The 19,172-nt window shown below is 36.5% G+C and carries 13 protein-coding genes and 2 pseudogenes; 9 read left to right on the top strand and 6 right to left on the bottom strand.

Going from position 1 to position 19,172, the window contains the following annotated elements:
• Positions 1-32: 32 nt before the first annotated feature.
• Complete coding sequence (locus LMF32_RS04250) at positions 33-842, bottom strand: ABC transporter permease (protein ID WP_230523972.1); 810 nt, start codon at positions 840-842, stop codon at positions 33-35.
• Complete coding sequence (locus tag LMF32_RS04245; RefSeq protein WP_188204686.1) at positions 826-1,797, bottom strand: ATP-binding cassette domain-containing protein; 972 nt, start codon at positions 1,795-1,797, stop codon at positions 826-828. Before LMF32_RS04245 ends, LMF32_RS04250 begins: the two co-directional genes overlap by 17 nt.
• A gap of 476 nt (positions 1,798-2,273) precedes the next feature.
• On the opposite strand from LMF32_RS04245, the gene LMF32_RS04240 reads away from it, so the two are divergent.
• From LMF32_RS04240 to LMF32_RS04225, 3 genes are read left to right on the top strand one after another with little or no spacing between them, the layout of a single operon-like run.
• On the top strand, positions 2,274-2,639 hold the full coding sequence (locus tag LMF32_RS04240) for a metalloregulator ArsR/SmtB family transcription factor (RefSeq protein ID WP_072695129.1): 366 nt from the start codon (positions 2,274-2,276) through the stop codon (positions 2,637-2,639).
• 16 nt (positions 2,640-2,655) lie between these two features.
• Positions 2,656-3,267, top strand: coding sequence for a CadD family cadmium resistance transporter (locus LMF32_RS04235; protein WP_072695128.1), 612 nt, complete (start codon positions 2,656-2,658; stop codon positions 3,265-3,267).
• Positions 3,268-3,295: 28 nt separating this feature from the next.
• Positions 3,296-5,785, top strand: a complete 2,490-nt coding sequence (locus tag LMF32_RS04225) for a heavy metal translocating P-type ATPase (RefSeq protein ID WP_278046260.1) — start codon at positions 3,296-3,298, stop codon at positions 5,783-5,785.
• A 363-nt stretch (positions 5,786-6,148) separates the two neighbouring features.
• Here the strand turns inward: LMF32_RS04225 and LMF32_RS04220 are convergent, their stop codons facing one another.
• The 4 genes and pseudogenes from LMF32_RS04220 to LMF32_RS04205 form a co-directional block, all read right to left on the bottom strand.
• Positions 6,149-8,293 (bottom strand): LTA synthase family protein, encoded by a 2,145-nt coding sequence (locus LMF32_RS04220; RefSeq protein ID WP_230523971.1) that lies wholly within the window; start codon positions 8,291-8,293, stop codon positions 6,149-6,151.
• Positions 8,294-8,671: 378 nt separating this feature from the next.
• Positions 8,672-9,852 (bottom strand): annotated as a pseudogene (locus LMF32_RS04215) (IS256 family transposase).
• A gap of 205 nt (positions 9,853-10,057) precedes the next feature.
• Entirely contained in the window at positions 10,058-10,966 is a 909-nt protein-coding gene (locus tag LMF32_RS04210) for a cation diffusion facilitator family transporter (RefSeq protein WP_188204683.1), read from the bottom strand.
• A gap of 42 nt (positions 10,967-11,008) precedes the next feature.
• Positions 11,009-11,323, bottom strand: coding sequence for a metalloregulator ArsR/SmtB family transcription factor (locus tag LMF32_RS04205; protein WP_072696138.1), 315 nt, complete (start codon positions 11,321-11,323; stop codon positions 11,009-11,011).
• A gap of 275 nt (positions 11,324-11,598) precedes the next feature.
• Between LMF32_RS04205 and LMF32_RS04200 the strand changes: the two genes are divergently transcribed.
• The 6 genes and pseudogenes from LMF32_RS04200 to LMF32_RS04175 all read left to right on the top strand — a co-directional run bounded on the left by LMF32_RS04200 (position 11,599) and on the right by LMF32_RS04175 (position 19,094).
• Positions 11,599-13,536, top strand: coding sequence for a heavy metal translocating P-type ATPase (locus tag LMF32_RS04200; RefSeq protein WP_188204682.1), 1,938 nt, complete (start codon positions 11,599-11,601; stop codon positions 13,534-13,536).
• Between the two features lie 67 nt (positions 13,537-13,603).
• The gene (gpmA, locus tag LMF32_RS04195) at positions 13,604-14,290 is read left to right on the top strand and encodes a 2,3-diphosphoglycerate-dependent phosphoglycerate mutase (RefSeq protein WP_087059228.1); all 687 of its coding nucleotides are present in this window, start codon (positions 13,604-13,606) and stop codon (positions 14,288-14,290) included.
• Between the two features lie 168 nt (positions 14,291-14,458).
• Positions 14,459-14,937: pseudogene (gene lspA / locus LMF32_RS04190) on the top strand (signal peptidase II).
• A 587-nt stretch (positions 14,938-15,524) separates the two neighbouring features.
• Positions 15,525-15,806, top strand: coding sequence for a metal-sensitive transcriptional regulator (locus tag LMF32_RS04185; protein WP_072695122.1), 282 nt, complete (start codon positions 15,525-15,527; stop codon positions 15,804-15,806).
• Positions 15,807-15,821: 15 nt separating this feature from the next.
• Positions 15,822-17,153 (top strand): MATE family efflux transporter, encoded by a 1,332-nt coding sequence (locus tag LMF32_RS04180; RefSeq protein WP_188204681.1) that lies wholly within the window; start codon positions 15,822-15,824, stop codon positions 17,151-17,153.
• Positions 17,154-17,645: 492 nt separating this feature from the next.
• Positions 17,646-19,094 carry a UDP-N-acetylmuramoyl-L-alanyl-D-glutamate--2,6-diaminopimelate ligase gene (locus LMF32_RS04175; RefSeq protein WP_188204680.1) on the top strand — a complete coding sequence of 483 codons (1,449 nt, stop codon included), beginning with the start codon at positions 17,646-17,648 and terminating at the stop codon, positions 19,092-19,094.
• Positions 19,095-19,172 lie beyond the last annotated feature (78 nt).

The raw sequence follows: 19,172 nt of genomic DNA, 5'->3' as shown, positions 1-19,172 counted from the left end.
ATGTCTCTATTTTAACATGTGAATGGACGACTTTACTTACCGTTCGCCATCTTAATAAATCTCTTTCTCCCCCAATATCCCATAATCAAAATGCTAACTACTATACCAATAATGCTAATATCTATAGGCATATGAGGGATTTGAGGGGTTAAAACAAATCGCAGAGCCTCGTTCACATAAACTAACGGATTTATCAATACGACCATTTGTATAATGGGTGTCACATCTAATGTGTCCCAGGAAAAGAATACAGATCCTAAAAAAACTAAGGGAATTAAAAATCCTGGAAACATTGCAGCAACTTGGCTTGGTTTTATTATAGTCCCAACGAGTAACCCAAGCGTTGCTGAAGAGATAGACGCAAGCAAAATGATCAGGAGCAACATGAGGATACCTTGTAATGTAAGGGTCAAGTCTAAGGAGTTCCTCATAAAAATCAAAGAAAGAGGTAAGACAATTAATCCGCCTATCCAAGCCTCTATAATACCTACGCACATTTTGGCTAAAGCAACGACCCCAACATTCACTGGTGCCATTAACCGATCTTCAATTTCCCTAGATACATTAAAATCCATAGTTAACGGAATCGCTGTTCCGTGTATACCAGTGACTAGAATACTCATTCCCACGATCCCAGGAAACATTTGAGTCGGGAATGTGCTGGGAAGAAGTCCTATTCTCGGTAATATATATCCGTACAATAGAATAAGCATAAAAGGCAACATCGCCACACGAAAAACGAACTCCCACTTATCCCGACTCTGAACGACCAAATCTCTTTTCACCATGGCTTTAAATGTTACCCAGTAATTTGTTGAGAGTCTGTTATTCTGTTCTGCCATTCTCAGTGCCTCCTTTGCTTGTTAAATGAATAAATACATCTTCCAAAGTACTTCTGCTCAAGCTGATTGTCTCTAATGAAGTATCTAATGTCTTTATCCATTCCATAATTCGATTGAAATTTGGATGGGCAGTCCTTATATATAGTAGTAATTCATTTTCTTTCACCACTATATTTTCGACCTCTGGTAACTCTTTTGCTTGTTTAGCAATATCAGAAGAAAAATTAGAAAATGTAATGGAAATGATGTTATTAGCTGGAATTAATTCTTTTAGCTCTTCAGTTGTTCCAATTGCCTGTATTTCTCCTTTGTCCACTATAGCAATTCGGTCACATAATTGTTCTGGCTCTTCCATATAATGGGTTGTCAGAAAGATAGTCGTGCCTGCTTTATTCAATGTTAATATTTGTTCCCAAAGAATAGCTCGGTAAGCGGGGTCTAACCCTGTTGTCGGTTCATCTAAAAATAAAATATCTGGCTGGTGAATGATTGCTCGAGCAATTTTTAAACGTTGTGCCATTCCACCGGAATAACTTTTGACATAATCATGTTGGCGATCTTTCAATCCAAACTTTTCGAGATATTCATCTGCTCTTTGATTGGCGGTGGAATCATCTAACCCGAAATACTTAGCATGGTAAGTGAGATTTTCTCGTGCTGTCAGTCCTTTATCAAGATTATTATGTTGAGCAACGACACCAATTTTTTTGCGAGCCCGAGCAGGATTTTCTAAAATCTGTTGATTATTAATGAATATCTCTCCAGATGTTGGTTTACTCTGGGTCGTCAGCATACTAATCATGGTACTTTTCCCTGCACCATTAGGTCCGAGAAACCCAAATATTTCTCCCGCTTGAACTTCTAAATTGATTCCTTTAACGGCTTCAATCTTTCGAGATTTAGAAAGAACAAAATCTTTTTTTACATTTATTGCTTTGAGTATAGTGTCTGCCATTCTGTTCTCACCTTCCTATTTTAAATTCTACTTCATTATATAGTCTGCAGTTAGGTACGGGGTCAAGTGTTATAACTCTTCTATATAAAAAACGTATTTTAGAATGATAGAAAAAGATAAAGAAACAACTAAATAAACTGGTCCCTATGAAGAGGACTTTCTTTTAAGAGCTCTCTTCATAGGGGTCAGTTTATAGGAACTCCTAATTGTCTTCTGTATATTAAGTTATGCAATTTGCTTTATCCTGCTCCACTTCTGGGCCACAGTTTTGATATCTAAAAGATATTTGGCCGGAAAAGCTACTAACGGGAAGTTGTTCCTCTGGCTAGAATCAAGGCAATTAACGTCAAGCCACTAATGAGTTCTGCCTGAAATTAATAAAAACTAACTGTTAGAAATAAGGATATTGACAAGAGGGGATCTAACTAGATATACTTCATTCAAAAGGTCGTTTGAATGAGTAGGGGTGAAATTAAATGGATACAGATGTGTGTGCAACGAATATTATACATAAAGAGAAAGTAGCAATTATCAAAAATAATTTAAATGATAAGGACTTATCCAGTTTACTTGTGTTAGGAAAATGTTTTGTAGACTCTTCTCGAATTAAGATTTTTTATGCTTTAGAGACGTACAAGGAGATGTGTGTCTGTGATTTAGCTGCAATATTGGATGCTAGTATCGCTACAACGTCGCACCATTTGCGTTTTTTAAAAAAACACGGAATGACAAAGTCACGAAAAGACGGGAAAATGGTTTATTACTCTTTAGCAAATGAAGATGTACTTTCCGCTATTCGTGCTTTTTTAAAGTTGTCAGAAAGTTTATCTGTGAAATCTTAGTTTGGAGGAAATTAACTTGTTACAAAGCATTATTTCAGCTCTCGCTGTTTACATTTCTACGAGCATTGATTATTTATTTATCTTGCTGATTATTTTTTCTCAAAGCCATACTAAAAAAGGTCTCCGTCAGATTTTTTTGGGTCAATACCTCGGAACAGGAATCTTGGTAGCCATAAGTTTGTTTGCAGCATACGTGCTGAATTTTATTCCTCAAGATTGGATCATTGGTCTTCTGGGATTAATTCCTATTTACTTAGGGATTCGTGTGGCTTTTGTAGGCGAAGAGGAGGAAGAAGAAGGGGAAGTCATCGAAAAGTTAGGATCTAGAGGAACGAATCGTTTGTTTTGGACCGTTTCCTTAATAACGATTGCTTCTGGTGGCGATAACTTAGGAATCTATATTCCTTACTTTACCTCGTTATCTTTTCCAGCGATTGTCACTGCTTTAATCGTATTTGCTATCTCTGTTGCGGTTCTTTGCTATATCAGTTATAAATTGGCGAAAATTTCTTTTGTCTCTGAAACGCTAGAAAAATATGAACGAATCATTGTACCTATCGTATTTATTGGATTAGGGATTTTTATTATGATAGAAAATGGAACCATCCAAACTATATTAGGTTTGTAGAGGTCCTATTTAGGAAAGGAAGCAAACGATGAGTGAAAATAAAAAGTCCCATGAATGGATATTAGAAGGAATCGACTGTGCAAACTGCGCAGCCAAAGTAGAAAGAGGCGTCGCCAAGGTTGCAGGTGTCGCCAATAGTAGTGTGAACTATATGACAGAAACCTTGAGTTTCGAAGTGACAGAGGAAAAAGAACATCTTGTTTTATCCAATGTGCAACAAAAAGTTAAAAAATTGGAGCCTGATGTTACTTTAAAAAATAAAGTGGACGGCAGGTTGATTGAAATAAACCCGCCATTAATCAAGGTAAGTCATTTAAAAGATGATAGAAAGAACTACGAATGGATATTAGAAGGAATCGATTGTGCAAACTGTGCCGCCAAAGTGGAAAGAGGAGTTGCTACAGTTCCTGGGGTTACAAGCAGCAATGTCAATTTTATGACAGAGACACTGAGCTTTGAGGTAGCAGGTGGAAATAAAAACGACGTATTGGCTAGTGTAAAACAAACAATAGGAACTTTAGAACCTGACGTCGTTCTGCGAAAAAAAGTGGACGGTACATTGGTTGGAAATGGAACTGATTCTCATAAAAATTCGACTTCTATCGAATCAATTTCTGCTAAAGATGAGACTAGCCACAAACAGACGAATAGAGCTTCTCTGGTCAATCTGTTTGGAAACAAAACTAAAGTGACCATTATTCGTTTAATACTAGGATTAGGAATATTAGTGACCGGAATGTTTCTTCCTATGGCTGGACAAGCCTCGCTTGGGTTGTTCATACTGGCTTATTTGATCACTGGTTATGATGTTGTAGGGCGTGCCATTAGAAATATTTTTCGAGGCCAAGTATTCGACGAAAATTTTCTAATGACCATTGCAACGTTAAGTGCTTTCTATATTCAAGAGTACCCCGAAGCTGTGGCAGTCATGCTTTTTTATCAAGTCGGAGAACTATTCCAAGATATTGCTGTTTCAAAATCCCGTCGCTCCATTGCGGATTTAATGGATATTCGACCTGATTATGCCAACTTAGTCACAGGAAACAACGTAGAAAAAGTTGCTCCTGAAACCATTAAGATTGGAGATCTTATTCTCATTCGTCCGGGCGAAAAAGTACCCTTGGATGGAAAAGTAGTGGAAGGTACTTCGGCGATGGACACTTCTGCTTTAACAGGCGAATCCGTTCCAAGGAGCGTAAAGCCAGAAGACTCTATTTTGAGCGGATTTATTAACAAAAACGGCTTGCTAAAAGTAGTTGTAGAAAAGCCCTTTGCAGAGTCGACTGTGAAGAAAATTTTAGATTTGGTCCAAAATGCTAGCGGACGGAAAGCACCTACAGAACAATTCATTACCAAATTTGCTCGCTACTATACTCCTATTGTGGTTATAGCTGCTGCATTATTGGCAATTGTTCCTCCATTGTTAATACCAGGAGCTACATTTAATGAATGGATATACAGGGCAAGTATCTTTTTGGTCATTTCATGCCCTTGTGCTTTAGTCGTTTCGATTCCAGTTGGTTTCTTTGGTGGGATTGGTTCTGCTTCCCGCAAAGGGATTTTAGTAAAAGGTAGCAATTTCCTCGAAGGTCTGAACGATCTTAAATACGTGGTGATGGACAAAACGGGTACATTGACAAAAGGAAAATTTGAATTAACAACTATTGAACCAAAGAATGGAGTCAATTCTGAGCAACTGCTTGAATTAGCGGCTTACGCCGAAGCTCATTCTACTCACCCTATTGCGGATTCCATTAAAGAGCGATATGGAAGAGATATTAAAGAAGAAAGAATTACCGCTTATAACGAAATTTCTGGTCATGGAATTCAAGCCACCATCGGTGGAAAAGAAGTGTTAGCAGGAAATGCCCGTCTAATGGATAAATTTTCTGTTGGTTTTACGGAAGTACAAGAAATTGGAACGGTTGTTTACTTAGCTGTAGATAAGGTTTACACCGGACATTTGCTTATTTCAGACGCGATTAAAGATGACGCAATTGAAAGTATTGCTGAAATGAAGAAATTAGGAATCAAGAACATTATCATGCTAACCGGAGATTCGAAAAAAGTTGGGGAAGCAGTAGCGAATAAATTAGGTATTACAGAAGTTTATAGCGAGTTACTTCCTCAAGATAAAGTAGCAAAATTTGAAGAAATTTTATCTCGGAAAGAAAAAAACGAAAAAGTTGCTTTCGTAGGGGATGGAATTAACGACACGCCTGTGCTAGCACGCTCAGATATTGGGATTGCTATGGGAGGTTTAGGATCAGACGCAGCGATAGAAGCTGCAGATATAGTTCTTATGGATGACAGACCTTCTAAAATTGTCACTGCCATGCAAGTCGCTAAGAACACCCGTCGCATTGTTTGGCAAAATATTTTCTTTGCACTTGGAGTGAAAGGCTTATTCTTAGTCCTAGGAGCCTTTGGAATTGCCACTATGTGGGAAGCTGTATTTGCGGATGTGGGGGTAACAGTAATAGCGGTATTAAATTCAATGAGAATATTAAATAAGTAAGACTTTTAATTCATTCTTATAGTGGCATATATTTTATCAGTTCAAGTTAACAAAAAAGGGTAGGACAAAACCTCCCGGTAATTTAAAAAAGGTAATTGCATTTGTGCAATTACCTTTTTTGTCTATTTCAAATAGTTAAATAGATATTCAAAACACTCGCCTTTATTTTACTATTGAAACAGCAACATATGTCCTAAAATGTTTTCAATCTGAATAAGATACAATTATTTCCAAATATTTGCTTACAAAAAGAGTCCACTTTAAAAAAGTAACTGGGGAGAATGCTCAAGTGTTTTTTTTACACATGAGTATCCACTCCAGCTCATAATAATTATTTGTTCTGTTCCCTTCTGTAGTGACAGATTATTCAGTTGGTTCAGGAACTGTTTCATAATCCGCGATTCCATCATTAGTTTTATCGGCTAACTCAGGAGCATTGGTCTCATACAATGGAACAGTTGATTGTCGTCCGTTTCGAGAATACAAACTCGTTGCTTCTTCGCCGAGCTGTTCGTTAATTTGTTTTAGCTTTTCAAGTTGGTTTTGATAATCATAATCAGCTATGTCATCTTGCAATAATCCTTCAGGAGTATAGAAACGCAATAAATCGCTCTGCAGGATACTGTCAGAAGTGCTTAACTGTTGATTGGCATTGGCTTTTAATTGTTCCACTTCATCTAGTACTTCTTGAGAAGGTTCTAAAATTTGTTCACCGGTTTTTGTATCGTAAATAACTGAACCATTTACAGTATATTTCGGTGATACAATGTCTCCATTTCTAAAAGCAACCGTTTCATCATGTTCTTCTGAGAACAAGTCTGTTCCCATTAAGACATTATCAGTGGTTTCAATGCCTAACAAGTGAAGAAGAGTAGGGAGCATATCTACTTGTCCACCATAGGTATCAAAGACTTCACCATTGCCTGCACCTGGGACATGGAAGATAGCTGGAACTTCTTGCATGACTGCATTGTTGTAGCCGTTCCATTCCTCAGGATCTTCTCCAAGCAAAGGAGCTAAAGATTCATTACGGGCATTAGAAATACCATAATGATCTCCGTATAGGACAATAATCGAATCTTCATATAATCCTGAAGCTTTGAGATAATTAAAGAATTCTTCCACTGCTTGGTCCAAATAATGGGCAGTAACGAAGTAGTTATCAATGGTATTATCACCAGTTGTGGCTGCAGGGAAATCAACATTTGCCTCATCTAAAGGATAAGGGAAGTGATTTGAAACGGTAATGAATTTTGAATAAAACGGTTGTGGCAATTGTTCTAAATATTGAATGGATTCTTGGAAGAAAATTTTATCTTTCATACCATACTCAAGTTTGTTTTCTTCAGTAAACGTGTAATACTCATCATCGAAGAAGTAATCAATACCGAATGATTTGTACGTGTTATCACGGTTCCAGAATGAACCTACATTTCCATGGAACATTGCTGAAGTATATCCAGCTTCGGAACGTAAAATTTGAGAAGCGGATTGGAAAGTATTCGCAGTACCGTATTGGGTGAAGGCTCCACCTTGAGAACTACCAAATAAAGAATTTTCTACTAACATCTCTGAATCAGCTGTTTTTCCTTGTCCGACTTGATTGTAGAAATTTTCAAAACTGTAACTGTCTTGGTTATCGTAAAGGCTGTTGATGAAAGGTGTGACTTCATGAAGTTCGCCATTTTCATCTTCTAACTGATAATCGATTAAAAATTGCTGGAAGCTTTCCAATTGAAGATAAATCACGTTTTTGCCTTCAGCGACACCATAATAATCGGTGTTTGGTTCAGCATGATGATCTTGAACGTAACTCAATACATTTTCCATATCGGATTCATCAGCGCTAGCTTTCATTTGGTTGTTTTGAGCCGTTTGGTAACCGTCAAAGGCAGTAAAAAAGTTGACGCCTAAATATTTCACAATATAATTACGGTCGAAAGTACGTGCCAATAATTGCGGTCGATTGCTTTCCGCTAAAGCCAAGTTGGCTGCAAATAAAGTCATGCCTAAAGTGGTTGCTGCAACTGCATAACGCTTCAACATTGGACGTGGGTCCATTTTGATAGGAGATTTTTTGCTGTATGCCATAAACAACAGTAGAAAGAAATCAGACCAGTAAAGAATATCTTGTGGACGCAATAAAGCAAAAGCACTAGCGCCGATACCGTTTGATACTTTACCGGCACCAAGTATAGTTGAAATTGTTAGAAAGTCACTAAACTCACGGTAGTAAAGTACATTTGAGTAGATGAGCAAACTCGTTAAGAAATAAACAACGAACAATGCTCCATACGCTTTTTTAGACTTCGTAAAGTAAAGAGCGATAGAGAATAAGAATACGGTAGTTGCAATGGGGTTGATAAATAAGATGAACTCTTGGAATAATCCTTCAACACCAAGTTCAAATTCAACTTGATAGACTAAATACGATTTTAACCAAAACAGAATCACTGCAAAGGTAAAAAAGCCAAGTCGTTTAGAAAGAACATGTTTTAGTTGTGACACAGATATTGCCTCCTTTTTGAACACACACAAACTAGTACGTGCCATTTTAAATAAACAGCGATATTGTAAAAATATAGATCTTATTTTGTATATTTTTTGTATGTTTATTGTAATTTTCTACCATATTTCATTTTACAATTAATCAATAGGGTAGTCAATAAAACTAGAGTACAGGAGTCTTCAATGTAGGTACGAAGAATGGATTGAGATTTTTTATTAAACACTTCTTTTAAGAAAAATTTTTCTGCAAGAAGTTAATTCTCTTCATTATTTATGTACGTTATTTATTTTTTGAAAGAAATGAGATAGTGCCGGTTAGATTTATAGGGAGCGTCAATAATTTTGTGTAAATAATTCGTCCTTCTGCAAAATAATGGGTTACTCAGTAAACATTGAAGCTAATGTATCCGTCACTTGTTGGAAGCCTTTATGGCTTCTATTTAAGAATTTTTGATTGTATGTATCAAAGATGGATACTAGGAAACGCTCTAGTGATTCTTCATTTTGAAACTGCTCTTTTCTGCGGCTGTATTTCTTGATTTGTTTATGGAAAGATTCGATTAAATTAGTTGAGTAAATGCTTCGGCGGATACCAGGCGGAAACTCATATAAAGTCAATAAATCTTGGTTTTCTATGAGTGACTGCGTCACTTTAGGATAGGTTTTCTGCCACTTCTCAATCATACTGAATAAGAAGGTATTCGCTTCTTCCTTTGAACTAGCTTGATAAACAGCCTTAAAATCATCACAGATTTCTTTTCGGTCTTTGACGCGTACTTTATGATCAATATTACGGGACACGTGAACGCAGCAATGTTGGTATTTAGCATGGGGATAAATCCGGTGAATCGTATCTTTCATGTCTTTTAAGCCATCCGTAATAAAAAGCAAGACATCTTGAACTCCTCTGGAGTAAATATCCTGTAGCAGCTCATTCCAAACGTAGGTCGATTCACAGTCGGAGCAATCGCATAGCTTAGTACTTCTTTAGTGCCGTCTTCTCGTATACCAATGGCAATATAGATTGCTTCTTTGGAGACGGTTTGACGTTTTAAAGGAATATAAGTAGCATCCATGAAAATAGCGACATACTTATCGTTTAGGGCTCTAACTTTAAATGCATTTACTTCTTCAATCAGCACTTTAGTCATGTTCGATACTGTCTATGGGGTATAATGGTGACCATACATTTTTTCAATCAAATCAGCAATTTCAGACATCGTAACGCCTTTTTCAAACAGATGGATAATCGTAGACTCCAGTGTGTCATTGGTTCGCTTGTAGGCTGGTAATGTTCGTTGTTTGAACTCTCCGTTGCGATTCCTAGGAATCTCCAACGTTAATTCGCCATATTCTGTTTTAATCTTTCGATGATAGCTTCCGTTTCTGGAATTGCCAGAGTTGAATCCAACTCGATCATACTTGTCGTACTCTAAGAAAGCTGTTAATTCAATCCGAAGGAGTGTATTAAGGGCTTTTTCTAAGTGGAACCGAAAGAATTCATTCAAATCGCCTTTGGCGACTAGAGTTTGTAAGATATCTGTAGTAAAATCATTCATAGGGAAGTCCTCTTTTCTGTGAATTGGTTGTCGTAAACTTAATTCTACAGAAGGGACTTCCTTTTTTGTATGGATTTTATTCATTTACACAAAATATTTTACACTCTCGATTTATAGCCAAAAAGAGATTGGGATATAACTTCAAAGTTATGTCCCAATCTCTTTTTGTTTGTAAAGCGGTTGTCAGTAGCTCTTTAAAATTACCTTAAGTAATACGGGAGTATCCTTTTTCGAATTCTTCCTTACTTATAGCTATTTCTATCGTGAGATGTTTTTTTACATCAGATTCATACGCAATCTCAGCTATTTCTTTTTTGATTTTTCGTGCCCTATTTACGTCTGTCGAGTCTATAAGGACACTAACAATAAGAGCATTTTCATCCCCGTCTAATGACCAAATGTGAAGATGGGAGAAATCTTTTACACCGGAAACGTTATTGATGGAATCAGCAAGTTTATTTACGTTTACATTGTTAGGGGAACCATTCAATAAAATTCTCATGGTATTGAAAAATTCCGGCAAGGTTTTATACAGAATGTAGAGCGCAATTAAAATCGATAGAACAGGGTCCAAACGATAAGCCTCGGTAAAATTCATTACAATACTTACAACCAAGACTCCAATCCATCCTAATACATCTTCCAACATATGGAGGTTCAACACACTCTCATTTTTAGAGCTCCCCTTGCTTAGAATCCAAGCCGCATATCCATTTAAAGCAATGGCCACGATAGCCAACCAGAACATGCCATTATAATTCACAGGTTGAGGTTCAATCAGACGTGGAATACTCCGATAAATCATGAAGAATGATCCACCTATCAATACCACTGCTGTTATCAACGCCCCTAACAGGGAAAAGCGCTTATAACCGAAAGTGAACCTTTCATCTTTCTTTTTCTCTGAGTATTCTTGAAAAAACCAAGCAAATCCAATGGAAATGGAGTCTCCCAAATCATGGATAGCATCCGACATAATCGATACACTGTTAAAAAGAAAACCAAATACAAATTCACTTATAGAGAAAATAAAATTAACAAAAAAAGCAATTTTTATATTTTTTTTAGGTTGATTCTGATGAGCGTCGTCATGATTTTTGTCTGTTTTTGACATTCGAAAATCCTCCTTCACTTATACTATGATTACCGCCAGCCATTAATTTTCTTGTTCTTTAATATGAGTTAAAACTTGTTCGAGAAGGCTGAAAACATGGTGATCATCGAGGCTATAGATCATGCTTTTACCTGCTCTTTTTGATTTCACTAAACGTGAATCTTTTAATGTTTTTAGTTGATGAGAAACAGCAGATTGTTCCATATCTAAAGAGAGGGCAATATTTCCTACACTAAGTTCTTCATGATGCAGCAGAAAAAGAATTGAAAGTCGTGTGGGGTCACTGATGATTTTAAAAAGCTTACTTACTTCTTGTGTAGATGCTTTATCTACTTGATATGGTTGTGGGGTGTTCATAAATAATCTCAATCCCTTCATATGATTGTTTGCTCATTCTTTAGGATATCACATACCATATAGAAAGCAAAGATTTTGTTTATGAGACTAAGAAAGTTACCTTCCTGCTTTTTTGGTAGTAAATAGAAATAAGAATAAAGAGAAATACTTTGACAGAGTTCAATTTCTGATATATAATGAGCACACAAACATATGAATGACTACTCATTTATAGTTCGTAATCATTACGATTTTAGAGCAAAGGTAATTATATCTGTTTAGAAAGGTGAGAGAAAATGAAAAATATTCAAAAACAAAAATCCCATGAAAGTCATGATCATAGTCATGAACATGGTCACAATCACGACCATGATCACGGAAAGATGCCCATTATTTTGTACTTTATTGGTTTAGCATTAGCCATAATTGCGTTATTTCTAGATGGAGAAAATAGTTTATTACAAAATAGTTTGTTTTCAATTGCTTCGATTAGTGCGGGCTACCATGTTATTCTTCTTGAAGGAATTGGAGAAACGATTGAGAATACAAAATCTAAAAAGAGATTTACGCCTAACTCCCATATCTTAATGGGATTAGCTGCATTGGGGGCCTCACTGATCGGTAATTTCTGGGAAGGAACATTGCTGATTCTCATTTTCTCTGGGGCGCATTTTTTAGAAGATTATGCTGAAGGTAGAAGCAAACGAGAAATCACAAAATTACTTGAAATGAATCCGACGACTGCAAGATTAATCATGTCTGACGGAAATACAAAGATTGTTGATGTCAATGAACTAAAAGTAGGGGACCAACTCCAGGTACTGAACGGAGATCAAGTACCTATTGACGGAGTCATTTTAACTGGGAATACCTCCATTGACGAATCTTCTATCAATGGAGAAAGTATCCCTAAAGAAAAATCTAAAGGAGACGGGGTTTTTGGGAGTACGATTAATGGAACGGGTAGTTTCACAATGGAAGTCACAAAAGAAAATAAAGATACTGTCTTTTCAAAGATTTTACAATTAGTTAATCAAAATCAAAATAATCAAACGAAAGCTGCCAGTATTATCCAAAAGTTTGAACCGAAATATGTGACAGTTGTTTTAATTGCGATTCCACTCTTCATATTACTCACACCTTTGATGTTAGATTGGACTTGGTCACAAAGTATTTATAGAGGATTAGTTCTTTTAGTCGCAGCTTCTCCATGTGCTTTAGCAGCAGCTACCGTATCTGTAACATTATCAGCAACCTCTAATCTAGCCAAAAGAGGCGTGCTTTCAAAAGGAAGTTCTTATTTGTCGCAATTAGCCGATATTCAAGCCATTGCCTTTGATAAGACGGGAACCTTAACGAAAGGAAAACCAGAAGTAACCAATTATTATTTTGCTGATAGCGTAAACGAAGAAAAGATGATTGATATCGTAGTGGCTCTTGAAAAAGAATCTAATCATCCCTTAGCAGATGCCATTCTAAGAAAATTTGAACAAAAAAATAAATTAGATATGGAAGTAGAAAATCAAATTGGTAAAGGATTGACAGGAGATTACAAAGGTAAAAACTATCGTATAGGTAAGCCAACTTCTTTTTCAAATGTTGCAGATAAATACATTCGCCTAAATGATGAGTGGGCTTCAGAAGGTAAGACAGTCGTATACGTATCAGAAGAGGAAAAAGTTGTAGGACTTATTGCCCTTATGGACATTCCTAGTGAAAATGCAAAAGAAACGATTGAGTACTTCAAAAAACAAGGTATACACACTACCCTAATTACTGGAGACTCAGAAATGACGGGAAAAGCAGTTGCTAAACAATTAGGAATAGATGAAGTAATTGCGAATGTCATGCCGGAAGACAAATCACGTATTATAGACGAGCAAAAAGAAAAATATGGTGTAACAGCAATGGTGGGCGATGGTGTAAACGATGCACCCGCGCTTGTGAATGCTGATGTGGGAATCGCTATGGGTGACGGAACCGACGTTGCGGTAGAGGTATCTGACCTGGTTTTAATGAAAAATGATTTATTAAAATTAGTCCAATCCCATAATATTTCTTCTAAAATGAATCGTGTCATTTGGCAAAACATTATTTTTTCTATGGCTGTTGTCGCCTTTTTAGTTATAGCTAGTTTATTGGGTTTAACCGATATAGCGATTAGTGTCATTATCCACGAAGGAAGTACTTTGGTTGTTATACTAAACGGACTTCGATTGCTACGGTCTACCTAATCAACTGATAGTTAATATTAATGGGTATAAGAAAAAATCGATTAAATAATGAAGGTAGGGGATAAACGTGAAAAGAGTTGTCTTTGTGCGCCATGGTCAAAGCGAATGGAACGCGTTGAATCAATTTACTGGTTGGGTGGACGTTGATCTTACGAAGTTAGGGCTGAAAGAAGCTCACGAAGCGGGACTTAAAATCAAAAGAGCTGGATTAGAGTTTGATTTAGCCTTTACTTCTGTTTTGAAACGAGCCATTAAAACTTGTCACATTATCTTAGAGGATTCCGATCAACTCTGGGTACCTGAAATCAAAACCTGGCGTTTGAACGAGCGCCATTATGGAGCTTTGCAAGGACTCAACAAGGAAGCGACTGCTGAGAAATTTGGTATTCAGCAAGTTCAGATTTGGCGTCGATCCTACGATACGCTGCCTCCACTAGCAAAACCAGAGGATCCTAATTCTGCTTTAAATGATCGACGTTATGCCCATTTACAAAAACGGAGTATCCCAATGGGTGAGAACTTGAAAATTACGTTGGCCAGGGTTATTCCCTTTTGGGAAGATGAAATTGCACCGGCAATTCTAGATCAGAAAACCGTCTTAGTAGTTGCCCATGGTAATTCCATTCGAGCGTTAGCGAAATATATGGAAAATATACCTGAGGATAAAATCATGGAACTAGAGATACCGACAGGACAACCACTTGTTTATGAATTAAATGAGGGATTAGAAGTTATTAGAAAATATTATCTTTAAGTCAGAGAGCTCGTCATAGGAAGAAATTTCTTATGTACGAGTTTTTCGTATATTAATGTAAACTAGAGAGATCCTGTATCTCTCAATTTGCTAGTTAGGAACTATACTTCCTTGGTTCCTGTTGTATATAATAAATAGTGGTTGTATCACTGAAAAGAGAGGTTATTTATGATTTTATATTACCTACTGGCAGCTGTTTTGATTGCCATAGACCAAATGGTCAAATGGAAAATTGTCCAGAATTTTTCCTTATACGATGAGCTGGAAGTTATTCCAGAATTTTTTTCCCTGTACTACATTCAGAATCGTGGAGCCGCTTGGGGAATATTGCCAGGGAGGATGGGTTTTTTTTCATCATCACCATCCTGATAGTAGGGTACCTGATCTACACATTCCATAACTTGCCACAGAAGAGTATTTTATCTGGTATCAGCTTTTCTTTCATCCTGGCGGGTGCTTTAGGCAATTTCATTGATCGTATGCGCTTAGGCTATGTTATAGACATGTTTCGATTCGATTTCATTGATTTTCCGATATTCAATGTAGCAGATGTTTTCCTTACCATCGGAGTGGGTACCCTGATGGTCTACCTCCTCTTTTTCGAAAAAGAGGAGGGCATTGCATCCAAAAAGGGATTAGGGAAATGAGACGAGCGATAGAAAGGGCCAATATAGTATTCGATCCAAAGCAATTAAAAAGAGTCAGGGAGTTTATCTTAGAAGCTGATTCCAGTATTACGCCGGAATTAGCTTTTTCTTCAATTTGAACTTTTGATTACTGCCTTTCTCATAAAAATGTGGAAAAATCATCAACCGCCTAAATAAATAGTTTCCACTAGCTTGTGTTGAAATTCGTTTTATATCTCTTTATTTTTGTTTCGATCTCCGTCAATCTTATATAAGTTAATTTTAGGTAACTAAAGATGATAAAAATATTTCTTGAAAATCAATCATACCCTTTATTCGCTTGTCACTTTTGCAGCGATTTTACTCTCGTAACTAACTAGATTTATGAACAATAATATAATTGTACAGCCAGTATAATCTCTTCTTTAAATGTATAATCTGGCTTCATTTTAATAGAATTTTACTGCTTTATTATTTAAACAAAATTCATTTAACTAATTTTCCATAATTCTCCCTACAGGTTGACTTCTTTTGTACTCAATTCTATAATTCATTATAGGGTATAGGGGTATGCCCTATACCCTATAATGAATTATAGGAGGAATTTTATGGCACACCATCCAGATCATAGCAAAGAGAATATAGTTAAACGTCTTAACCGCATTGAAGGTCAGATTGGTGGGATAAAAAACATGATTATGGACGATCGTCCTTATGATGAGGTTATTGTCCAATTGAACTCTTCAAGATCTGCACTACAAAAAATTAGTCAAATTTTATTGGAAGCTCATGCGGATCATACTTTTATGGATGCTGTTTCAAGTGGTCAAACTGAAAAAGAATTAGAAAGTTTACGTCGTGCTATTAAACAATACAGCAAGATGATTTAGGAAGGTCAATCATTCATGAAAAAATTAAAAGAAAACAAAATTCTTTCTTTAGCCATTCCAGCCACTATTGAAAATATTTTACAGACACTCGTTGGTTTTATCGATACGATGATGATTTCTAGAATTGGATTGCTAGCGGTAACAGCTGTTGGTGTTGCTAACACTATATTAAATGTCTACGTCGCGGTGTTTATCGCACTAGGGGTAGGTGCATCTGCTTTAATTGCTCAATATTTAGGAGCAAATAAAGCAAAAGAATCCCAAAAAATTACAAATCAATCGGTGGTCTTAGCTCTTGTTGTAGGCCTTATTTTCTCTATTGTCTCTCTGTTGTTTGGAAAACCGTTGTTAGCCACTATGGGAGCTTCAGATGAAGTTTTAGTTTATTCGACACAATTCTTCTATATTGTCGGAGGGACATCTGTCTTTATCTCCCTTATGACTGTTTTAGGAAGTATATTAAGGGCAACTGGCGACACAAAAACACCAATGAAAGTTACCGCAATCGTAAACATAGGAAATATCGTGTTAGATTATATATTGATTTTTGGTTTAGGACCTATACCTGCATTAGGCGTTATTGGAACTGCAATTGGTACGGCCGTTTCACGATTAATAGGCACGATTTTATTATTAAATAAAGTTCAAAAATCGACTAGTCCCATAGATTTCTCAACTTTATTTAAAAAATCGAATTATAAGTTCTTAATTAACCTGACTATTCCAGCTACTCTAGAACGTTTAGTCATGCGTTTGGGCCAAGTTCTTTATTTTGGTTTAATCGTCAGTATTGGCGCAAAAACTTTTGCAGCGCACTCTATTGCTGGAAACATTGAAAGCTTCACTTATATGCCTGCATATGGACTAGCTACAGCTTCAGCTACTTTAGTTGGAAATAGTATTGGAGCAAAGGATTTATCCAAAGCTAGCCATTATGCTTACTCGGCAGCTAAATATGGAGTGATATCTATGTCCATATTAGGTGTCATTTTATTTTTCGGATCACCACTATTTGCTACACTATTTACCAATGATTCTGAAGCAATTAACCAAATTGTAACAGCTCTTAGAATCGATTCATTCGCACAACCCGTATTAGCGATTAGTTTGATTACCACTGGTTCATTGCAAGGTATGGGGGATACAAAATCACCTTTGTACAGTACGGCCTTTGGTATGTGGGTGATTCGAGTGGTTGGAGTCATTGTATTATCAAAAATATTTAATCTAGGTATAGCCGGTGTGTGGTTGTCAATTGCTATAGACTTATCTTTGCGTTCTCTCTTTTTAGTCTATAGATTTAAAAAGAATATTAAGACCTTGGATATTGAATATCAAAACTCATAGTCCAAGTTTAAGCTAGCTATTTGTTAAAGAAGTATTTTATGTGAAAATTAAAGAACCTAATTCATTTTGTGAGGTATGATAATAAACTGAGGCATCACAAGTTTATCGACTACCTATCTACGGCCATCTTCTTAGCTCTCAAGTTATGTCGGAGGAGACTCGTTGTCAAACCTTAACGGTTTAAGCGGCTTGCTGTTCTAATCGGAGTGGGTTCACAAAACATTCATGTGGGGCCCTATAATCCCATGTTTTCTGGGACAATCATTCATTCATTGTTGAATTACCACGTTAAAATTAATTTAGAAATGTTTTTCGCCTAAATAAAGGGATATAAATTGAAATTAAGTGCTGATTAGGTTGAGATAATGAGTATCTAGTGAATGATTTAGAAACAAGCGATTTATTTCGTAGGGAAGATGGCTTGTTAAAAAGAATAGATACTACTAGTTCAATTTGTATGTATTAAAGAATAAAAGGAGAAGCTGCTTACAGATGAAAGTAACAGATATACTAAAAATGGGTGATTTAAACTACAGCGAAACTTTTGATCAATCACGAAACGTAAAAGGGATTACTGATAATTCAAATGAAGTCAGCCCTGGCTATATATTCATTGCAATCAAAGGATACAAGGAAGATGGGAACCTCTACATCCAGCAAGCCATTGTCAATGGGGCAATCCTTATTATTGGAGAAAATGATCTCACTGATTTAACAGTTCCTTATTTGAAAGTAAAAAATGCTCGAAAGACATTAGGTCAAGTAGCAAAGGAATTTTACAAAGATCCCTCAAAAAATAAAATTATGATCGGCATTACTGGAACAAATGGCAAAACAACAATTGGTTTCTTTGTTAAACAGCTATTAGAAAAACAGGGTTACAGTGTTTCCTCGATTGGAACCATCTACAATGAAATCAACGGGAAAAGGCTCCAATCGGTCAATACGACGCCAAATGCTAAAATAATCAATCAATTACTAACGGCATCCAACGACCAAGTTGTGGTCATGGAAGTATCTTCTCAAGGGTTAGAACAAGATCGTTTGGAAGGAATCAAGTTTGATTATGCTTTGTTTAATAATTTACAGCATGATCATTTAGATTACCACGGCACAATGGAAGAATACTTTGAATGCAAAGCCTTATTGTTCGAAAAACTTAAACTGGATGGTACAGCTATAATCAATTATGATGACAGCTGGGGCAAAAAACTGAGCGAGCGTTTGACCGCACAAGAAAAAAAAGTCATAATTGTTGGCGAAGAACCGACTAATGAAGTTCAAATTTTAGCTAAAGAGCTAGACAACGTTTCAGTAAGGTATAAAAATAAGGAGTATAACTTGCGCACACCCTTACCTGGAGTGCATAATTTGGACAATTTAACGATGTCTAGTTGTGTTGCTCACGAACTGGGAGTACCTTATGAACAGGTTACACCTTATATGGCGCAGTTTTCTGGCATTGTAGGACGTTTTGAAATTTTCGACTTAGCCAATAAGGTAACGGTCGTCGTTGATTACGCTCATACGCCAGATGCTCTAGCTACTTCAATCAATGCAGCCATCAGCAATGGTGCAAAACGAGTCATAACCGTATTCGGGTTTGCGGGCAACCGTGATAAATCCAAGCGAAAAGCGATGCTAGAAAATGTTTGCCGATTAAGCACGTATGCTATTTTAACGGTAACCGAACTTTTTGGTTCAACAATCGACAACCTATATGCCGATTATGTATCCATCCAAAAAGAGTGTCATGTAGCAGATAAAACGAGTATCATCATGGACCGAACATTGGCTATCCAAAAAGCGATTGGAGAAGCTGAAGCAGGTGACTGGGTGTTGTTATTAGGCAAAGGGCATGAGCAGTACAAAGAAAATTATGCTTTAAAGACCAAAACAGATCAAGAGACGGTACAATATTTGCAAGAACAATTAAATTGATGATGGGCCTTAATGAAAAAGAAAAGAAAATTTTAGAAATCATCCGTGAGAATCCTTTTATACCAAAATAAGAATTGG

This window comes from Desemzia sp. C1, assembly GCF_020882875.1.
GTDB classification, from domain to species: domain Bacteria; phylum Bacillota; class Bacilli; order Lactobacillales; family Carnobacteriaceae; genus Desemzia; species Desemzia incerta.
This window is presented reverse-complemented; position numbering and strand designations above follow the sequence as displayed.

Excerpts from the sequence above, each read along its gene's own strand:
- LMF32_RS04185 (WP_072695122.1), top strand. The coding sequence starts at position 15,525 with ATGGCACACCATCCAGATCATAGCAAAGAGAATATAGTTAAACGTCTT.
- LMF32_RS04250 (WP_230523972.1), bottom strand. The coding sequence starts at position 842 with ATGGCAGAACAGAATAACAGACTCTCAACAAATTACTGGGTAACATTT.
- LMF32_RS04200 (WP_188204682.1), top strand. The coding sequence starts at position 11,599 with ATGAAAAATATTCAAAAACAAAAATCCCATGAAAGTCATGATCATAGT.
- LMF32_RS04245 (WP_188204686.1), bottom strand. The coding sequence starts at position 1,797 with ATGGCAGACACTATACTCAAAGCAATAAATGTAAAAAAAGATTTTGTT.
- LMF32_RS04240 (WP_072695129.1), top strand. The coding sequence starts at position 2,274 with ATGGATACAGATGTGTGTGCAACGAATATTATACATAAAGAGAAAGTA.
- LMF32_RS04210 (WP_188204683.1), bottom strand. The coding sequence starts at position 10,966 with ATGTCAAAAACAGACAAAAATCATGACGACGCTCATCAGAATCAACCT.
- LMF32_RS04180 (WP_188204681.1), top strand. The coding sequence starts at position 15,822 with ATGAAAAAATTAAAAGAAAACAAAATTCTTTCTTTAGCCATTCCAGCC.
- LMF32_RS04225 (WP_278046260.1), top strand. The coding sequence starts at position 3,296 with ATGAGTGAAAATAAAAAGTCCCATGAATGGATATTAGAAGGAATCGAC.
- LMF32_RS04205 (WP_072696138.1), bottom strand. The coding sequence starts at position 11,323 with ATGAACACCCCACAACCATATCAAGTAGATAAAGCATCTACACAAGAA.
- LMF32_RS04175 (WP_188204680.1), top strand. The coding sequence starts at position 17,646 with ATGAAAGTAACAGATATACTAAAAATGGGTGATTTAAACTACAGCGAA.